General features: G+C 60.4%; 11 protein-coding genes and 3 pseudogenes. 11 read left to right on the plus strand and 3 right to left on the minus strand.

Going from position 1 to position 17546, the window contains the following annotated elements; translation table 11 throughout:
• Position 1 precedes the first annotated feature (1 nt).
• The 7 genes and pseudogenes from RBH10_RS10005 to RBH10_RS10030 all read left to right on the plus strand — a co-directional run bounded on the left by RBH10_RS10005 (position 2) and on the right by RBH10_RS10030 (position 6973).
• A complete protein-coding gene (locus tag RBH10_RS10005; protein WP_281037327.1) occupies positions 2-1819 on the plus strand; it encodes a methyl-accepting chemotaxis protein in 1818 nt (605 codons plus the stop codon).
• A 229-nt stretch (positions 1820-2048) separates the two neighbouring features.
• Positions 2049-2468 (plus strand): annotated as a pseudogene (locus RBH10_RS24880) (methyl-accepting chemotaxis protein); the annotation flags it as partial.
• A 150-nt stretch (positions 2469-2618) separates the two neighbouring features.
• Positions 2619-3689: pseudogene (locus tag RBH10_RS24885) on the plus strand (methyl-accepting chemotaxis protein); the annotation flags it as partial.
• Positions 3690-3691: 2 nt separating this feature from the next.
• Positions 3692-4186 carry a chemotaxis protein CheW gene (locus RBH10_RS10015; RefSeq protein WP_045017903.1) on the plus strand — a complete coding sequence of 165 codons (495 nt, stop codon included), beginning with the start codon at positions 3692-3694 and terminating at the stop codon, positions 4184-4186.
• Entirely contained in the window at positions 4183-5052 is an 870-nt protein-coding gene (locus RBH10_RS10020) for a protein-glutamate O-methyltransferase CheR (RefSeq protein WP_281037325.1), read from the plus strand. The genes RBH10_RS10015 and RBH10_RS10020 overlap by 4 nt, the downstream gene beginning before the upstream one ends.
• A 12-nt stretch (positions 5053-5064) precedes the next feature.
• Entirely contained in the window at positions 5065-6153 is a 1089-nt protein-coding gene (locus tag RBH10_RS10025; protein WP_281037324.1) for a chemotaxis response regulator protein-glutamate methylesterase, read from the plus strand.
• A 118-nt stretch (positions 6154-6271) separates the two neighbouring features.
• The gene (locus RBH10_RS10030) at positions 6272-6973 is read left to right on the plus strand and encodes a ParA family protein (RefSeq protein WP_281037323.1); all 702 of its coding nucleotides are present in this window, start codon (positions 6272-6274) and stop codon (positions 6971-6973) included.
• A 74-nt stretch (positions 6974-7047) separates the two neighbouring features.
• Here the strand turns inward: RBH10_RS10030 and RBH10_RS10035 are convergent, their stop codons facing one another.
• The 3 genes and pseudogenes from RBH10_RS10035 to RBH10_RS10045 all read right to left on the minus strand — a co-directional run bounded on the left by RBH10_RS10035 (position 7048) and on the right by RBH10_RS10045 (position 11770).
• Positions 7048-8781, minus strand: a complete 1734-nt coding sequence (locus RBH10_RS10035) for a chemotaxis protein (RefSeq protein WP_281037322.1) — start codon at positions 8779-8781, stop codon at positions 7048-7050.
• A gap of 136 nt (positions 8782-8917) precedes the next feature.
• Positions 8918-11033: pseudogene (locus tag RBH10_RS10040) on the minus strand (PAS domain-containing sensor histidine kinase).
• A complete protein-coding gene (locus RBH10_RS10045) occupies positions 11030-11770 on the minus strand; it encodes a response regulator transcription factor (RefSeq protein ID WP_281037320.1) in 741 nt (246 codons plus the stop codon). The pseudogene RBH10_RS10040 and the gene RBH10_RS10045 overlap by 4 nt, the downstream one beginning before the upstream one ends.
• Positions 11771-12009: 239 nt before the next feature.
• On the opposite strand from RBH10_RS10045, the gene RBH10_RS10050 reads away from it, so the two are divergent.
• The 4 genes from RBH10_RS10050 to RBH10_RS10065 all read left to right on the plus strand — a co-directional run bounded on the left by RBH10_RS10050 (position 12010) and on the right by RBH10_RS10065 (position 17522).
• On the plus strand, positions 12010-13002 hold the full coding sequence (locus RBH10_RS10050; protein ID WP_281037400.1) for an ABC transporter substrate-binding protein: 993 nt from the start codon (positions 12010-12012) through the stop codon (positions 13000-13002).
• Between the two features lie 118 nt (positions 13003-13120).
• Positions 13121-14146: an ABC transporter substrate-binding protein gene (locus RBH10_RS10055; RefSeq protein ID WP_281037319.1), complete on the plus strand. Its 1026-nt coding sequence runs from the start codon at positions 13121-13123 to the stop codon at positions 14144-14146.
• Between the two features lie 86 nt (positions 14147-14232).
• Positions 14233-16464, plus strand: coding sequence for an iron ABC transporter permease (locus RBH10_RS10060; protein WP_281037318.1), 2232 nt, complete (start codon positions 14233-14235; stop codon positions 16462-16464).
• Positions 16461-17522, plus strand: a complete 1062-nt coding sequence (locus tag RBH10_RS10065) for an ABC transporter ATP-binding protein (RefSeq protein ID WP_045017892.1) — start codon at positions 16461-16463, stop codon at positions 17520-17522. Before RBH10_RS10060 ends, RBH10_RS10065 begins: the two co-directional genes overlap by 4 nt.
• Positions 17523-17546 lie beyond the last annotated feature (24 nt).

Consider the following 17546-nt stretch of genomic DNA (forward strand, 5'->3'; position numbering starts at 1 on the left):
GATGCGATTTACAATCAAGATGAAGCTGGCGGTTGCCTTCGGCTTTCTGATCCTGATGCTTGCCGGAACGGCCGGCTACGGCATCTACAGCCTCGGTCTCGCCAAGGATGCGATGGACGACGTGGTCGACGGCACGGTCGTTCGCCTTGACAAGGTTCACCAGATGAACGCGCTGGCGCTGGCAACCGTCCGGTCGCAGAAAAACATCATCCTTGCCGCCACGCCGGAGGAAACCCAGCGTTTCAAGGCGGCCGGTAACGAAAGCCGCGACCAGTTGACGGCCATGCTGAACGAGATGGCAGCGACCGCCAGCACCGAGACGCGTGCGTTCTGGACGGATCTCCAGGCCATCTCCAAGGCTTTCGAGGCCAGTGACGACCATGTTCGTGAACTGGTTGCGCAGGGCAATACGTCGCTCGCTGCGTCGTTCTCCTCCGGCAAAGGCCGCGAGGCTGCCAATGCCCTGACCGGGAAACTGGACGAAGGCGTCAAGATGAACCGCGATCGCCTCGAAGAGTCGAAACAGGCGGCGGCAAGCGATTATGAGTGGACCCGTACGCTGCTGATTGGCGCATCGGTCATTGCCGTGCTCATCGCACTCGCGACGGCGTTCTGGATCGCGCTTGGTATCAGCAGCGGATTGCGCAAGATCATGACCGTGGCGGAAGCGGTTTCGATCGGCGATCTCGATCAGAATGTAGAGATCAAGACCAATGACGAGATCAAGGATCTCGTGGCACGTATCAACGTGATGACGGGCAATCTGCGCAATACGGCAGGTATTGCCGACCGGATTGCCGATGGCGATCTTACCGTCATGCCGAAACCACTGTCCGACAAGGACACTCTGGGTCTTGCGCTGGAGCGGATGGTCGAGCGTCTGCGCGGCATTGTTGCCGATGCGCTTTCCGCCTCCGATAACGTGTCCTCCGGCAGTCAGGAACTGTCGGCCAGCTCTGAACAGCTGAGCCAGGGCGCGACCGAGCAGGCGTCGTCTGCCGAAGAAGCCTCGGCCTCGATGGAAGAGATGGCTGCCAACATCAAGCAGAACGCCGACAATGCCGCCCAGACGGAAAAGATCGCACGTCAGTCGTCCAAGGATGCCGAGGCCAGCGGCGAAGCCGTCAACCGTGCGGTGGTCGCAATGCGCACCATCGCCGAGAAGATCTCCATCGTGCAGGAAATTGCCCGCCAGACCGATCTGCTGGCACTGAACGCCGCCGTCGAAGCGGCTCGTGCCGGGGAACATGGCAAGGGTTTTGCCGTCGTGGCATCGGAAGTGCGCAAACTTGCCGAACGCAGTCAGGCCGCAGCCAGCGAGATCAGCTCGCTCTCCGGTGAAACCGTCAAGGCTGCCGCAGATGCGGGCGACATGTTGAACCGTCTGGTGCCGGACATCCGCAAGACCGCCGAACTAGTGGCTGAAATCTCCGCCGCCTGCCGTGAACAGGATATCGGTGCCTCCCAGATCAACGAAGCGATCCAGCAGCTCGACAAGGTCACGCAGCAGAATTCCGGCGCTTCGGAAGAAATGTCGGCGACCTCGGAAGAGCTGGCCGCACAGGCGGAAGAGTTGCAGAGCAGCATCGCCTTCTTCAAGGTCGATGCCACCGGCCTCTCGTCGCGCCCTGCACAGGCCGCGCACCGGCCTGCCGCAAAGCCTGCGGCTGCACGTCCGGCGATGAAGCCGGCCCCGGTTCGCAAACCGCAGACGGACAATACCGTCAGCGCCCAGCAAGCCCGCGCCAAGGGTTTCGCACTGGATATGTCCATGGGCGGTCCCGATGCCGACGACGCGGATTTCCGCGAAAGCGCCTGAGCCCAGAGAATTTATCCGCCCCGGCAAAGCCGCGATGACCGGTTTTGCCGGGACGGAACGAACGACAGGATTTGAGATCTGCGGGAGGAGACGCGCATCCGATCGACCACGGCCGGTTCATGTCTGGCATCGATCAAGTGTCCCTCGAAATATGCTCTCAGGAGTTTGATGAATGCGATTTACGATTAAACTGAAATTGGCGCTTGTTTTTGCGCTTCTCATGTCCCTCATGATCGCCTGCGCCGCATTCGGTGTCTATGGCCTGAACCAGCTCGATGCTTACAAGGACGGTATGGTCGCCGGCCCGATCCAGCAGGATGACGTCGCCAACGATCTTGCTGCAGCTTTTGACGGGCTGGGCCTTGCCGAAAGCGATATGCTCCTTTCCTCCTCCACTGAGCGCATGCAGAAGGCGCTGGCCGCCATTGAAATGGAACGCAAGAATTTCCTGACCGCACTTGCGGCGGGCGAGCAGAATGCGCCGGAGAATTTTCGGCCCAAATGGAGCGAAGTCCGCAATTTCTGGGGCGAATTTGTCCCTTTGCAGGATCGCGTTATTCAGTTGATGCGATCCGGCCAGCGTGAAGCTGCCGTCGAACTCAACCAGACGGAAGGCACGGTCGCAGGCGAAAAGCTCGATGCCATGACCCAGGCTTTGGCAGGCCTGACGGAAGGCGCGATCAAGCAGGCCGACGATGAAAGCAACGCCGCTTATGACGTGATCTTCAACACTCTGGCAACGTTGGCAGGCGCGGCCGGTGTGATCTCGCTGGTCTCCGCCATCTGGCTTTCCCTGTCGATCAACAAGGGCCTGTCGCGCGCCATTGTCGCTGTTCGCGACGTGGCGGAGGGAGACCTGACGAAAACGGCTGCAATCACCAGCCGCGACGAAATCGGCCAGTTGCTCGAACATGTAAATATCATGGTGGAACGCCTGCGTGGTGTCGTGGCGGATTCGCTCAGCGCAGCCAACAACGTCTCCGGCGGTAGCCAGGAACTGTCGGCCAGCTCTGAACAGCTGAGCCAGGGCGCAACCGAGCAGGCGTCGTCTGCCGAAGAAGCCTCGGCCTCGATGGAAGAGATGGCGGCCAACATCAAGCAGAATGCCGATAATGCCGCGCAGACGGAAAAGATCGCGCGTCAGTCGTCCAAGGATGCCGAAGCCAGCGGCGAAGCCGTCAACCGTGCCGTGGTCGCAATGCGCACCATCGCCGAGAAGATCTCGATCGTGCAGGAAATTGCCCGCCAGACCGACCTTCTGGCGCTGAATGCCGCCGTCGAAGCGGCGCGTGCCGGGGAACATGGCAAGGGCTTTGCCGTCGTGGCATCGGAAGTCAGGAAGCTTGCCGAGCGCAGCCAGGCCGCAGCCGGTGAGATCAGCGCCATGTCGGGTGAAACCGTCAAGGCCGCCGCTGACGCGGGCGAGATGCTGAACCGTCTGGTGCCGGACATCCGCAAGACCGCTGAACTGGTGGCCGAAATCTCCGCTGCCTGCCGTGAACAGGATATCGGCGCCTCCCAGATCAACGAGGCGATCCAGCAGCTCGACAAGGTCACGCAACAGAACGCCAGCGCTTCGGAAGAAATGTCGGCGACCTCGGAAGAGCTGGCCGCACAGGCGGAAGAACTGCAGAGCAGCATCGCCTTCTTCAAGGTCGACAGTGCCGGTGCCAGGTCGGCGGACTTTTCCGCACCAGCGAAAAAACCGGCGCCGCGCAAAACCGTAGCGGCTCCAGTCCGGGCCACGGCGCACAAGCCTGCCCCTGCACACACCGTGGCCGCCCAGCAGAAACGCGCCAAGGGCTTCGCACTGGATATGTCCATTGGCGGTCCCGATGCCGACGACGCTCACTTCAGGGAAAGCGCTTGACCATGACCAGCACGTCTTCAGAAGGCCAGTTCGTGACTTTCAGCCTCGGTGAGGAGGTCTTTGCGGTATCCGTCGCGGTCGTCCGTGAAATCCTCGACCATGAGGACACTTTCAAGATTCCGCATAGCCCGGAATATCTGCTGGGTCTGAGAGATGTGCGTGGCCAGGGTGTGCCCATCATCGATCTGCGGCTGCGGCTCGGAATGAGCCGCAGCGTGCGGACACCGCATACCCGCGTGCTGGTGCTGGACATTCCGTTCCCGTCCCGCACGCTCGCCATCGGTCTGGTGGCGGACAAGGTCTTCGAGGTGACGCCGTTCCGCCGTGACCAGATGGAGACCGCTCCCGATATCGGCGTTCACTGGAATTCCGACTACATCGCCGGCGTCGTTCGCCGCGAAGGCGATTTCGTCGTCATCATCGATCTTGCGAAGCTTTTCTCGAATGAGGAAAACGCCATCGCCCGACAGGGCGGCAAGCCGGTTCAGGCCGCATGAGGAGGGCCGTTTCCGTGGATGCCTCCATTGCTTCCAGTTCTTCGCAGGATGGCCTAAGCCAGCGGGATTTTCGGCTGCTCTCCGAATACATCTATAATTACAGCGGCATAAAGATGCCGGACAGCAAGCGCACCATGCTGGAAGGACGTCTGCGCAAGCGCCTTCGCGCCACGGGCCACGCCACCTTCGGCCAATATTGCAATTTCCTTTTCCGCGAAGACGGGCTGGAAGAGGAAGCAATCTATCTGATCGACGTGGTGACGACCAACAAGACGGATTTTTTCCGTGAGCCGAACCATTTCGACTACATGGAGAAATTCGCGTTGCCGGCGCTCGCCAGCGAAGGCCACGGACGCATCCGTGCCTGGAGTTCCGCCTGTTCGACGGGTGCGGAACCCTACACGATGGCGATGGTGCTGGCCGAGGCGACCGAGAAACAGGTCATCAACAACTTCAGCATCCTTGCCACCGACCTTTCCACTGATGTGCTTCGGAAAGCGCACAGCGGCATTTATGCACGCGAACTGCTTGAGCCGGTTCCGGCAGAAATGATGCGGAAATATGTCATGCGGCCGGTCGATGCCGGGCGCCGGGAGGTCCGGATCGTGCCGCGGCTGCGTTCAAAGGTCGGTTTCGCCCGCCTTAACCTGATGGACCCGAACTACCAGATTGGTGATGCCGTGCATCTCCTCTTCTGCCGTAACGTGCTGATCTATTTCGACAAAAAAACGCAGGTGCATGTGCTCACCCAATTGTGCAAGCGCCTGGTGCCGGGCGGGTACCTTTTCATTGGTCATTCCGAAACGATAACCGGTATCGACCTTCCCCTGCGTCAGGTCGCCAATACCGTTTTCAAGAAGCAATAGCGGCAGAGAGCCATGTCGAAAAAAATCCGCGTTCTCATCGTCGACGATTCCGCCAGCGTCCGGCAGACCCTGACGGAGGTTCTCGAAAGCGATCCCGGCATTGAGGTGATCGGGGCCGCTGCCGATCCGTTTGTCGCGGCCAAGCGCATTCAGGAAGAAATTCCCGATGTCATCACGCTTGATGTGGAAATGCCGCGTATGGACGGCATCACCTTCCTGCGCAAGATCATGTCGCAGAAACCAATCCCTGTGGTCATGTGTTCGTCGCTGACCGAGGCCGGGTCGGAAACCCTGCTTCAGGCGCTGGAGGCGGGAGCAGTCGACATCATCCTCAAACCGAGGATAGGTGCCGCCGATCATCTGGCGGAGCAGGCCACGCGCATCTGCGAGGTCGTCAAAAGTGCGGCACATGCCCGTGTCGGTAATGCGCGGGCGGCACTGCGCGCGGCTGCCGCAAGCGGTCCGCAGGCCAAGCTGACCGCTGACGCCGTATTGCCGCCGCCTTCGGGCAAGGCCATGGCACGCACGACTGAAATGGTGGTCTGTGTCGGCGCATCCACCGGCGGCACCGAAGCTTTGCGCGCAATGCTGATGAAGCTGCCGGCCAATTCACCCGGCATCGTCATCGTCCAGCACATGCCGGAAAAATTTACCGCCGCCTTCGCAAAACGCCTGAACAGTCTCTGCGACGTCGAGATCAAGGAGGCCGAAGACGGAGATCCGGTGCTGCGCGGGCATGTGCTGATTGCGCCGGGCGACAAACATATGCTGCTGGAACGGCAGGGCGCCCGTTATCGCGTTTCGATCCGCTCCGGGCCGCTGGTTTCGCGACACCGGCCCTCGGTGGATGTGCTGTTTCGTTCTTCCGCGCGTGCTGCCGGTGCCAACGCCATGGGCATCATCATGACGGGCATGGGCGACGATGGCGCACGCGGCATGCTGGAGATGCATCAGGCCGGAGCTTTCACCGTGGCGCAGGACGAAGCGTCCTCCGTCGTCTTCGGCATGCCGAAGGAAGCGATTGCCCATGGCGGTGTCGACAAGGTTCTGCCGCTCGACAGGATCGCGCAGGAAATTCAGGCTGAGGACCGCCGCCGCTGACTGCCTGCCCCGATTTTTACCCCGCATTAACCAAACTCACCAATGATGTCGGCAACACCATGCGACAGGTGCGTTCCGCGAGGCATGACCGTCTCCGCCCAGTTTTCCGGATCATGCCATGCCAGTTATCACCTTCGCGAACACCAAGGGCGGTGCCGGAAAAACCACGGCGGTTCTTCTGTTGGCGTCCGAACTGGCGCGGCGCGGATCGCGGGTTTGCGTCATCGATACCGATCCGCAGCGCTGGATTTCCCGCTGGCGTGAAAAGGCCGATGCGCGGGTCGATTTTTCAGTCATCACCTATGTGACGGCGGCGACGCTGCAACAGCATGTCATCGACAGCCGCCGCGCGTTCGACCATGTGATCATCGACCTGCCCGGCGCGCAATCACCCTTGCTGGCGACTGCGATCGGTCTCTCCAATCATGTGCTGATACCCGTTCAGGGCAGCACCATGGATGCGCAGGGCGGTGCGCAGGTGCTGGAACTGCTGCGTTATCTCGATGAAAAGGCGAATATCCGGATCGAGCATTCGGTTGTGCTGACCCGCGTCAACCCGCTGGTCACGACCCGTGCACTTCTGGCGGCACGGGAATTGCTGGCGCGCAGAAACGTGCGCGTGCTCGATACGCCCATTTTCGAACGCTCGGCCTTCCGCGACATGTTCGAATTCGACGGATGCCTGCATATGATGAAATCCGGCCATGTCAGCAATCTCGACAAAGCCTTGCAGAACGCCGAAGCTTTCGCGACCGAGGTTCTCCGCCGCCTGGAAGCTTCCAGCACGAAAAGCCTCGGCAAACTGATGCACGCGGCCTGACGCCAGAAAACTTATCTTTTTGTTTTTACTCATTTTCCGGACGTAAAACGCTACGCGCTTTTACTGGAAATGCTCTAGAAAAGCGCGTCTGCGAACAGGTCGTCATCATCCTCGACGGCGGTGGAGGCCGGTTCTTTCTGCGCGGGCGCAAGATCGACCGGCAGATAGCGAAGATGCACGTCGCGCTCCTGCGCCATCGTGTAGAGCTTGTAGATTTGCGTCGAAAACGGCTGGATTTTCTCCGCGAATGCGGAAATGTCCGGGGCGTCGCCGCTTGTGAGATCGCTCGCCACCTGCCGGCATTCGTTCAGAACGTCGCCGAGTTCGCTTTCGAAATCGAGCTTGATCACGGCAGCGCTGATGCGGCTAAAAACGGCCTGGCCTTCCGTCGCAAGATCCTGAAGACCGGTTTCCATCTGATCCTTGGCGCGGCTTATGGCTTCCAGCGCTTCGTTCAACGGTTCCCGGAGGTCGCCGGCGCTCTGGTTTTCGGCCGTCATCAGGTTTCCAATCGCGCTTTCGATACGATGGAGATTGGAGACGATCGACTCCGCCGGGCTTTCCAGCTTGTCGGCAAAGACGCGCAGCTCGCCGCTGACGACATTGACCGACCGGCCTTCGTCACCCAGTTTCGAGCAGCGCAGGTTCGAGTTGAGCGCCATGTAGTGGATTTCGGTCTTGATCGAGCGCAGGACTTCAATGCCGTGCAACAGGTCCTGCGCGGTACCGGTGACGGAAGAGACGACGGCGTTGGCATCCGCGATGCCTTCCTGAACACGCCCGGCGAGATCACAAGCCTTGGCTATGTCCTTTTCAAGCAGCTGTAGCGCGCTGCCGCCATCATTGGCGGCGTCTTCGACCAGCGTGTCGCGCAGCGAAAGAATGGTTGCGGCATCGTCGGCAAAACTTGAGATGCCTGCAAATATCTTGCGGCAATCCTGCTGGAACGTGGTCGCCATCTCGTCGATCTGGGCGCTGACCATTTCGAAGACGGTGTCGTAAAGCGCATCCATTTCGGCGGCGTTTAAAGCCTGTGCCTCTTTGGAATTCAGATAGTCGTTGAACAGCGCCAGCGTCGTCTGCACATGTTCGACGCGCTGGCGGGTGATGTCACCGATCTGGAGAGACGACAGTGTTGCTGCAATCTTGCCCTGCACGCCCTGCGCGACCGATTTCACCTTGGTTGCCATGGCCGTCATGGCGCGATGCTGTTCGCCAATGCGACCGGAGTTCGTCTTCAGGCCACCGACAATACCCGGGATCGTCGCCTCAAAATCCGCACCGATAACGGCGGAAACATCGCGGGCTCTTGCGAGCTGCTTGTCCATGAGATCGAGATACTGCGCGAATTTACCGACTTCGTTACCGCCGAAATGGATGCGTTCGCGGATCTCTTCGGCAAAAGAGGAGAATTCAGCGATGCCTGCGCCGGTGATTTTTACCGTGACAGCAAAGGTTTTCAGGTAACGGATCGTCTCGCGGATATCATCGACATGGCCGCTTGCGGATTTGCAGAGGGAACTCATCTCAACAAAGGCGGCTTGCCGCACCTGTTCGGTTTCCGGCAGGCGGATCATGTCCTCAATGGTCTTTTGCATATTGGCCACTGCGGCATCGGCGGTGTCGCCGTCCATCGAACCCGTCATACGGTCCAATATAGTGATGAGCTGGCTCAGGATGTCCATGACCGAAACGAGCACGGATCCGCCTTCGAGAAAGGTTTTCTCGATACGAGACTGCGCGGTCGCAAGACGCGCGGTCAGATAAACTTGCGGATCACTGGCTTCAGCTTTTGGTTGATTTCTCACGACGACACTGTTTCCCATACTCGGATAGCGTGATCCTAACCAGCAGGAAGAAACGGACAGTGAATATTCTGAGTTGATCGGAGGTTAACAATTCAATTGATTGACGAATTCCTCCCCCTGGAAGGCCTTCGCAAAATCATCGGATCTGGACGTGGTCGGCGCCTATCGGAAAAGTCAGTTGCACCGTTGCGCCTTCGCCGGGCTTCGAGACGATGTGAGCTTCGCCACCACTTTGGCGGACAAAGCCGTAGACCATTGCGAGGCCGAGGCCTGCGCCGCCATGTTCTTGCCGGGTGGTGAAATAGGGCTCGAACGCCTTGTCGACGGCCTCGGGCGTCATGCCGATGCCCTCATCGGTGACGGCAATCACAAGTGTATCCTTCTCGGAAGTGGCCCTGATCGAAATCAGGCCACCCTCGGGCATGGCCGCTGCGGCATTGAGGCAGAGGTTGAGGACGGATTGCTCGAGGAGCGCAGGGTCGAGCGCTATCGAGGGAAGATCCTCGTCGAGGTCGAGTCCGATCCGGCATTTCGGGCCAACCGCAATCTCGAGGATATCCGCCATGCCGCGCAGCAGGTTTGCGACATTGATGCAACTCGGATGGATCGGCTGCTGACTGCCGATGGTCAGCATGCTGCTGGCGAGGGAACGGCCGCGATCTGCCGCCTTGCGGATACGAGCGATATGCCGTTTCTGACGATCGTTGAAACCGGCTTCGCGCTCCAGCAGACCAAGGCTGCCGGTGATGATGCCGATCATGTTGCCGACCTCATGGCTGACCTGATGGGTCATGCGCATGATGCCGTCCAGCCTCTGGGCTTTTGCGACCTCCGCCTCCTGTCGATCGAGAGCAGTCACATCGCGGGCAAGCAGCACGATGCCGCCATCCGGCTGGCGCGACATCGACACTTCGATCACCCGCTGATCCTCGGTGCGATGACGCACGACAGCCCGGTCGATCAGTTCGCCGCGCTCGCTATTAAAAGGCAGCAGCGACGGGTCGATTTCCGGAATCGGTTCGACAAAACGGCGAAGCTGCAGCTTTCGCGAGGAGCCGGAGCGCCCAACAAGCTCGATGATCCGGCGGTTCATGGTGATCGGCCGGCCGGTCGGATCGAACAGCGCTATTCCCTCATTCATGTTGCGGAAGGTGGAGCGGATGGTGCGGGCCGCCGCTTCCGCCGTGCGCCGGAGGCGGGAGACGCGATCCACGCTGTCATGGAAAGCACGGAAGGCATCCAGCAGGCGGATCAGCTCAGTCTCCAGACCCGGTATAGGAAGGCGGGCCGACATCCTTCTCTCCCTTGGCAAGTGCGTTCATGCCGTTGGAAAGCGTCGCGATCCCGCGCGAGACACGCATCACCGACCGGATCGAGAATGTCGCCATCACGAGAACCAGAAGCGAAGCGAGAGCGACGATGACCAATAGCCGGCTAAGAGCATCGGAGGTCGAGATCAGGTCCTCGTTAAGACTGCGGGCAACCGCATCGCTCTGGGTTTCCGTGACATGGGAGAGATCACGCGAGACGATGTGAAGCCGGGATACCGAGGCGCGGATCGCGAACATCTCCAGAAGGTAGCGGCTCTGGGCCTCGAAAACCCGCTCATAGGGTTGCATCTCGGCTGCGGGGAGCCGCTCGCCGGGATAACCTTCCTGCCGCGCCGTGGTTTCCGCGACGTAGCGGCGGCGCAATTCGCCAAGCTGGAAGAGGCTGTCAGATGCGGATGCGGCCTGCACGATGCCGTTCATCCGCCGGCGTAGTTCCGGATCGGCGATGCCGCGACCGGTGGCAATTTCGCCAAGCGCGGCTGCCGCTTCCGCCTTGTGGCCCTGTGCCGCATCGGCATCCTTTGCCAGGTCCAGCGTCTGTGTCCTGATCAGCTCGAGCAGTTCGACGATGCGCTCGTTGGCGAAGCCGCGGGCGACCCGGTCACCGTTGTCCGGCCCTGTCATCTGGAGCAGGATGTCGACCTGCTGAACTACGGACCGGCTTTCGCTGGAAACGCGATAGGGTGAGGCGGCATTCATCAGGAAAGGCGCGCTCGATACGAGATCGGAGACCTGCCGCGAAACCAGCGACGCCTTGGCAAGGCTCGAAAAGGCCTGCAGCCCGTAAGCCGCCATTTCATCGCGAGCACGCTGCAGGCCGTAGATGGCGATGGCGGAAAGGCTGAAGACGAGAATGCAGATGAAGACGATCGCAAAGGGCAGGCGAAAGGCGATCGAGGAAAGGAAGGAGCGGCTGATCACGGGGAAAGCTCGCCCTCGTCGGTGTGCAGCACATAACCCCTGCCGCGCCGCGTCTTGATGTGACGTGGCAGATCGGGGTTTCGCTCGATCTTGCGCCGGAGCCGCAACACCAGCACGTCGACGTTTCGATCGATGTAACGGTCGCTTTCCGAGCCTAGCCTGTCGAGGATCTGGGAGCGGCTGACGGGCTGGTTGGGCGTTTCTGCCAGGATTTCCAGAAGCGCGAATTCGGCGGTCGTCAGCGTTTTGCTGCGATCGCTGAGGCAAACCGCCCGCCGCGCATCAAGGTCGATTGCCCAGTCGCTGAGATGTAATGCTGCGCGGCCATGGTCGCGCTCGCTCTCCTTTTCCTGCTTCAGCGAGGGGATCGTCCGGCGCAGCACGGCCTTGATCCGTGCCGTGAGTTCGATTGGTTCGAAGGGTTTGACCACATAATCGTCGGCGGCCGTCTCCAGACCGAGAACCCGGTCGGCGGCGCTGCCGGCGGCCGTGACCATGACGATGCCGATGTCGATCTGGCTGCGCAGCCTCTGGGCAAAGGCGCGGCCGGAGGTGCCGGGCAGATTGTGGTCGACGAGCACAAGCTGCATCCTGTCCTTCGCCAAGATTTCGTCCGCCTCCTCGGCGGACCGGGCGCAGGTGGGCAGCCAGCCTTCGGCCTCGACGAGGTCTGAGATGAGCTCTGCCATATCCGGATCGTCCTCGACGATCAGAATGCGAACCTTCTGATTAAGCACTGTGTATTCCTCCCGCCGCCATCATAGGCACGGTGGCGGCGATCTTCAAAGGCTGGCTGGTTATCTCTGCTGTCATAATTGTAATAACTGTAATCTTGTTCGGCGGTGCGGTGAAAGATTGGTAACCATTCTTCGATTGCGGCGCGGACAGGATGTGACATGTTGTTGGCGGAGATTGGAACGGGGAGGTTCCAAGCAGGGAGGCTCAGTTGAGAGCATTGACCGCACTTGCGGCGAGCATGGCCTTATGGCTGTGCGGCGCGGGGCATGGCATGGCCGAAACCAAGTTGAACGTCCTGTGCGGCGTCGACGAGGCCTGGTGCGTGACCATGCAGCGGGCTTTCGAAACCCGGATGGGTGTCGAGATTTCAATGGTTCGCAAGAGTACCGGCGAAATCCTCGATCAGATCCGTGACGAACGATCCCATCCGACTGTCGACGTCTGGTGGGGAGGCACCGGTGACACTCATTTGCAGGCAGGCTCGGAAGGCCTGCTGGAAGAATACCAGCCCGCCCATCAGCAGGATTTGCTGCCCTGGGCACAGAACTTCTATGCGATGTCCGGGTCGAAATCGGCGGGGATTTATGCCGGTGCGCTCGGCTTTGCCTATAATTCGGAGCTGCTTGCCAAAGACAATCTGCCGGCCCCGACCTGCTGGAAGGATCTGGCGAAGGACATTTATCGCGGCCACATCCAGACTGGCAATCCGAACTATTCCGGCACGGCCTTCACCATGCTCGCTACCCTCGTCCAGCTTTTCGGCGAGGAGGAGGCTTTCAGTTTCATGGTGAAGCTCAACCGCAATGTGACGAGCTATACCAAGGTCGGTGCAGCACCCGTAAAGGCTGCGGCGCGAGGCGAAGTCCTGATCGGGATTTCCTTCATGCACGACGCGGTGACCCAGAAGATCGAAGGCTTCCCGCTGGTGATCGTCGCCCCTTGCGAGGGAACCGGCTACGAGATCGGGGCGGTCAGCATCGTCAAGGGCAGCCGTCACGATGCGCTGGCTCAGGCCTTCGTCAAATTCGCGCTAAGCCCGGAAGGGCAGGAGACCGGGGCCAAGGCGGGCCAGAATCAGGTGCCATCCAACGCCAAGGCGACCTTGCCGCTGACGGCGCCTGATATATCGATGATCAAGATGGTGGACTACGACTTCGCCACCTTTGGCCAGCCCGAAGAGCGAAGTCGATTGTTAAGCCGCTTCGACAACGAGATTCACCCCACCCAGTAGGGTCAGCAAATCTAGACCGCAAAAAAAGACAGCGTGGCAACACAAGGTGCCGCGACCGGCAGAGCCATGTTTTTGGCACTGCCCAACCATTCAGACGCAAGCTAACAGGAGGATAACCATGCGACTGACGATACTTTCCACATTGCTTTTTGCCGGCACGGCACTCAGCGCCGCATCGGTACAGGCGGCAGGTGAACTCAACCTGATCTGCTCGGCCGATGTCGTCATCTGCGAGCAGATGAAGGGCGACTTCGAGAAGTCGCATGACATCAAGGTCAATATGGTTCGCCTGTCTTCCGGCGAAACCTATGCCAAGGTGCGTGCGGAAGCCCGCAACCCGAAGACCGACATCTGGTGGGCCGGCACCGGCGATCCGCACATGCAGGCGGCATCCGAGAACCTGACGCTCGAATACAAGTCGCCGATGCTGGATCAGTTGCAGGACTGGGCCGTCAAACAGGCGGAAAGCACCGGTTACAGAACCGTTGGCGTTTATGCCGGCGCGCTGGGCTGGGGCTACAACACCGAAATCTTCAAGTCCAAGGGTTACAAGGAGCCGAAGTGCTGGGCCGATCTGCTCGCACCGGAACTGAAGGGCGAAATCCAGATCGCCAATCCCAACTCTTCGGGCACCGCCTATACGGCGCTTGCCTCGCTCGTGCAGATCATGGGCGAAGATCAGGCGATTGACTATTTGAAGAAGCTCAACGCCAACATCTCGCAATACACCAAGTCCGGTTCCGCGCCGGTCAAGGCGGCAGCGCGTGGGGAAACGGCACTTGGCATCGTTTTCATGCATGATGCGGTGGCGCAGACGGCGGAAGGCTTCCCGGTCAAGTCCATCGCGCCCTGCGAAGGCACCGGCTACGAAATCGGCTCCATGTCGATCATCAAGGGTGCCCGGAACCTCGAAAATGCGAAGACCTGGTACGACTGGGCGCTGAAGCCAGAGGTCCAGTCACGCATGAAGGACGCCAAGTCCTTCCAGCTTCCGTCCAACAAGACGGCGGAAGTGCCGAAGGAAGCGCCGAAGTTCGAGGACATCAAGCTCATCGACTACGACTTCAAGACCTATGGCGACCCGGCCAAGCGCAAGGCGCTGCTGGAGCGCTGGGACCGCGAGGTCGGTGCGGTCGCGAACTGATCTGAACTCCGGCGATTGGCATCCCGGCTTTTAAAAGCCGGGGTGTCCGCCATTCTTTCATCGGCATGAAATAAGCGAGGTCGGCCATGACACGTGGCAATCGCAGGCTGAACATTGTCCTGGCGCTCGGGGCTTTGGCCCTCATTTTTCTTCCCTGGTATCGCATTGAAGGCGGCTTTTTCAGCTTCCGCTGGCTGTCGGAATTCCTGTCTTCCCCCAGCAATGCGCCCGGTGTGTTGCAAATATTGGTTTATGGAAAACCCTGGCTTGCCGGTGCCGTCCTGTTTTTCCTTGCCGGATGCATTGTCCGCCCGATCAGCGATCCGATGCGGCGCGGCAAGCTGCTTGCGTGGATCGGTGCTGCCGGTCTCGTGGTTCTGATTTTGCAGGGACTGGCGATCGGCTTTACCGGCTGGACATGGAGCGTCAGTGAAAACCTGTTCGGCATGCTTTCCGATGGCCAACCCGCCATGGGCGCAGGTGCCGTTATCATGGCGCTGGTCTTCGTGCTTTTGTTTGCTTTCGGGCTTGCGGAACGTGGCGTGATGAAGGGCGACGCTTTTGTCGTCGGCTCGATTTCCATTCTGGCCTTTCTCGTCGCCGTTTTCGTGTTTTATCCGATCGGCAGCATGTTGATCGCATCCGTTCAGGATTTCGACGGCTCCTTCAATGCTGATGGCTTCATCCGCAATATCAAGGATCCCGGCATCTGGAGCCTAGGCTGCGTGATGGGCGAAGAGCGCTGCGGTGTTGCCTGGCGCACGCTGTTCCTTGCCCTGATGACTGCCTTCGGCTCAACGGTGCTTGGGCTCGGCTTCGCGCTGGTTGCCACCCGCACCCGCTTTCCTTTCAAGAAGGGTCTGCGCCTTCTGACGGTTCTGCCGATCATCACGCCGCCTTTCGTCATCGGCCTTGCCTTGACGCTGCTGTTTGGCCGTGCCGGTGTCGTTACCGAATGGCTTTCCTATCTCTTCGGCATCGAACCCGGCCGCTGGCTTTACGGCCTGACTGGTATCTGGATCGCGCAGGTTCTCTCCTTCACGCCGATATCCTTCCTGGTGCTGATCGGCGTCGTCGAAGGTGTCAGCCCGTCGATGGAGGAGGCGTCGCAGACGCTTCGTGCCGACCGCTGGCGCACCTTCTGGCGGGTGTCGCTGCCGCTGATGAAGCCCGGCCTCGCCAATGCCTTCCTCATCGGCTTCATCGAAAGCATGGCGGATTTCGGCAATCCGCTGGTGCTTGGCGGCACCCATGGGGTGCTGTCGACGGAAATCTTCTTTGCCGTCGTCGGCTCGCAGAACGATCCCTCGCGTGCCGCGGTTCTGGCCATTATCCTGCTGTGCTTCACGCTTTCCGCTTTCCTCGCCCAGCGTTTCTGGCTGGCCGGCAAGAACTTCGCGACAGTTACCGGCAAGGGTGACAGCGGAGCGCATATCGCGCTGCCGCGTGGTCTTTCGATTGGTGTCCATGCCGTTGTCGTGCCGTGGATGGTCTTCACCATCGTCGTGTACGGCATGATCCTCGTTGGCGGTTTCGTGAAGACCTGGGGTCTCGACAATTCGCTGACCTTCGATCACTACATCCGCGCCTTCTCCGTCAGCTTCTCCAATGGCTCGATTGCCTGGACCGGCGTGGCCTGGAACTCGTTCTGGACGACGATGGAGATTGCACTGGTTTCGGCGCCGCTGACCGCTGCCGTCGGTCTTCTGACGGCCTATATCATCGTGCGGCAGAAATTCGCCGGGCGGAACATCTTCGAATTTGCCCTTATGATGAGCTTCGCCATTCCCGGCACGGTCATCGGCGTCAGCTACATCATGGCCTTCAACCTGCCGCCGGTAGAAATGACGGGCTCGGCGCTGATCCTGATCGCCTGCTTCGTTTTCCGCAACATGCCGGTCGGCGTGCGCGGCGGCATCGCGGCGATGAGCCAGCTCGACAAGAGCCTTGATGAGGCCTCGCTGACGTTGCGTGCCGACAGTTTCCGCACGATCAGGAAGGTCATCCTGCCGCTGCTGCGCCCGGCAATCACGGCGGCTCTGGTCTATTCCTTCGTCCGCGCGATTACCTCGATCAGCGCCGTCATTTTCCTCGTCAGCGCCCAGTACAACATGGCAACCTCCTACATCGTCGGTCTCGTCGAAAACGGCGAATACGGTGTGGCCATTGCCTATTCCTCCATGCTGATCGTGGTGATGATCACTGTTATCACCGGCTTCCAGCTCATTGTGGGCGAGCGTCGCCTGCGGCGCGAAAACCGCGTCGCGGGACTGCCGTCCGCTTCCTCCGTTCCTCTCGCTCAGGAGAAAACCGCATGATTTCCGTAAAGCCCGGTTCCGTTACCTTTCAGAATGTCCGCAAGACCTTCGGCGCCTTCACCGCCATTCCCGACCTGTCGCTCACTATCGAGCCCGGAACGCTGGTGACTTTGCTCGGCCCCTCCGGCTGCGGCAAGACGACGACGCTGCGCATGCTGGCGGGTCTGGAGCATCCGACGGCAGGACGCATCCTGATCGGCGACAAGGATGTGACCATGCTGCCGGCCAATGAGCGCGATGTCTCGATGGTCTTCCAGTCCTACGCGCTTTTCCCGCACATGACGGCGCTCGACAATGTCGCCTATGGCCTGCAGTCCTCCGGGCTGCGCAAGGCGGAGGCGCGCGAAAAGGCGGAAGAAGGGTTGAAGCTCGTGGGTCTCGCCGGCATGGGGCATCGCCTGCCGGCCGAACTCTCCGGCGGTCAGCAGCAACGTGTCGCGGTTGCCCGCGCGCTGGTGCTCGAGCCACAGGTGCTGCTGCTCGATGAGCCGCTTTCCAACCTCGATGCGCGTCTTCGCCGCCGCGTCCGCACCGAAATCCGTGAATTGCAGCAGCGGCTGGGCTTTACCGCTGTTTACGTGACGCATGATCAGGACGAGGCGCTGGCCGTTTCCGACCGGATCATCGTGATGAAGGAAGGCGAGATCGCCCAGTCTGGTGCGCCGCGGGAACTCTACGAGGCGCCGGCCTCCTCCTTTATCGCCGATTTCATGGGCGAGGCGAATGTCGTCGGCTGCGAGGTGGTTAGCCTTGAGGGCGCGGATGCGCTGATCCGCGTCGGGGGGATCGATCACCGGGTTGCGGCACGCAACGCCAAGCCCGGCCCGGCCAAGCTCGCGGTTCGTCCGGGTGCGATTTCCATCGCGCAATCGGGCGGGCAGGGACTTGCCGGGCGGGTGCTGCACAGCGCCTATCTCGGCGGTCACGTCGAATATGAAGTCGAGACCGATATCGGCACGCTCTTCATCATCGACCACGCCGTCGAGACCAGCCTGCCGCCCGCAAGCGATGTCACACTCGGGTTCAAGAACCGTGGCATTGCCTTGATACAGGCTTGAGGTTCAAACCTTATTGCTGCGGGT

This window comes from Rhizobium sp. AN73, assembly GCF_030757975.1.
Lineage (GTDB): Bacteria > Pseudomonadota > Alphaproteobacteria > Rhizobiales > Rhizobiaceae > Agrobacterium > Agrobacterium arsenijevicii.

What these genes read in the sequence shown, in the direction of transcription:
- RBH10_RS10005 (WP_281037327.1), top strand. Translation starts at nt 2, where the DNA reads ATGCGATTTACAATCAAGATGAAGCTGGCGGTTGCCTTCGGCTTTCTG.
- RBH10_RS10020 (WP_281037325.1), top strand. Translation starts at nt 4,183, where the DNA reads ATGAGGAGGGCCGTTTCCGTGGATGCCTCCATTGCTTCCAGTTCTTCG.
- RBH10_RS10015 (WP_045017903.1), top strand. Translation starts at nt 3,692, where the DNA reads ATGACCAGCACGTCTTCAGAAGGCCAGTTCGTGACTTTCAGCCTCGGT.
- RBH10_RS10065 (WP_045017892.1), top strand. Translation starts at nt 16,461, where the DNA reads ATGATTTCCGTAAAGCCCGGTTCCGTTACCTTTCAGAATGTCCGCAAG.
- RBH10_RS10055 (WP_281037319.1), top strand. Translation starts at nt 13,121, where the DNA reads ATGCGACTGACGATACTTTCCACATTGCTTTTTGCCGGCACGGCACTC.
- RBH10_RS10030 (WP_281037323.1), top strand. Translation starts at nt 6,272, where the DNA reads ATGCCAGTTATCACCTTCGCGAACACCAAGGGCGGTGCCGGAAAAACC.
- RBH10_RS10025 (WP_281037324.1), top strand. Translation starts at nt 5,065, where the DNA reads ATGTCGAAAAAAATCCGCGTTCTCATCGTCGACGATTCCGCCAGCGTC.
- RBH10_RS10050 (WP_281037400.1), top strand. Translation starts at nt 12,010, where the DNA reads ATGGCCTTATGGCTGTGCGGCGCGGGGCATGGCATGGCCGAAACCAAG.
- RBH10_RS10060 (WP_281037318.1), top strand. Translation starts at nt 14,233, where the DNA reads ATGACACGTGGCAATCGCAGGCTGAACATTGTCCTGGCGCTCGGGGCT.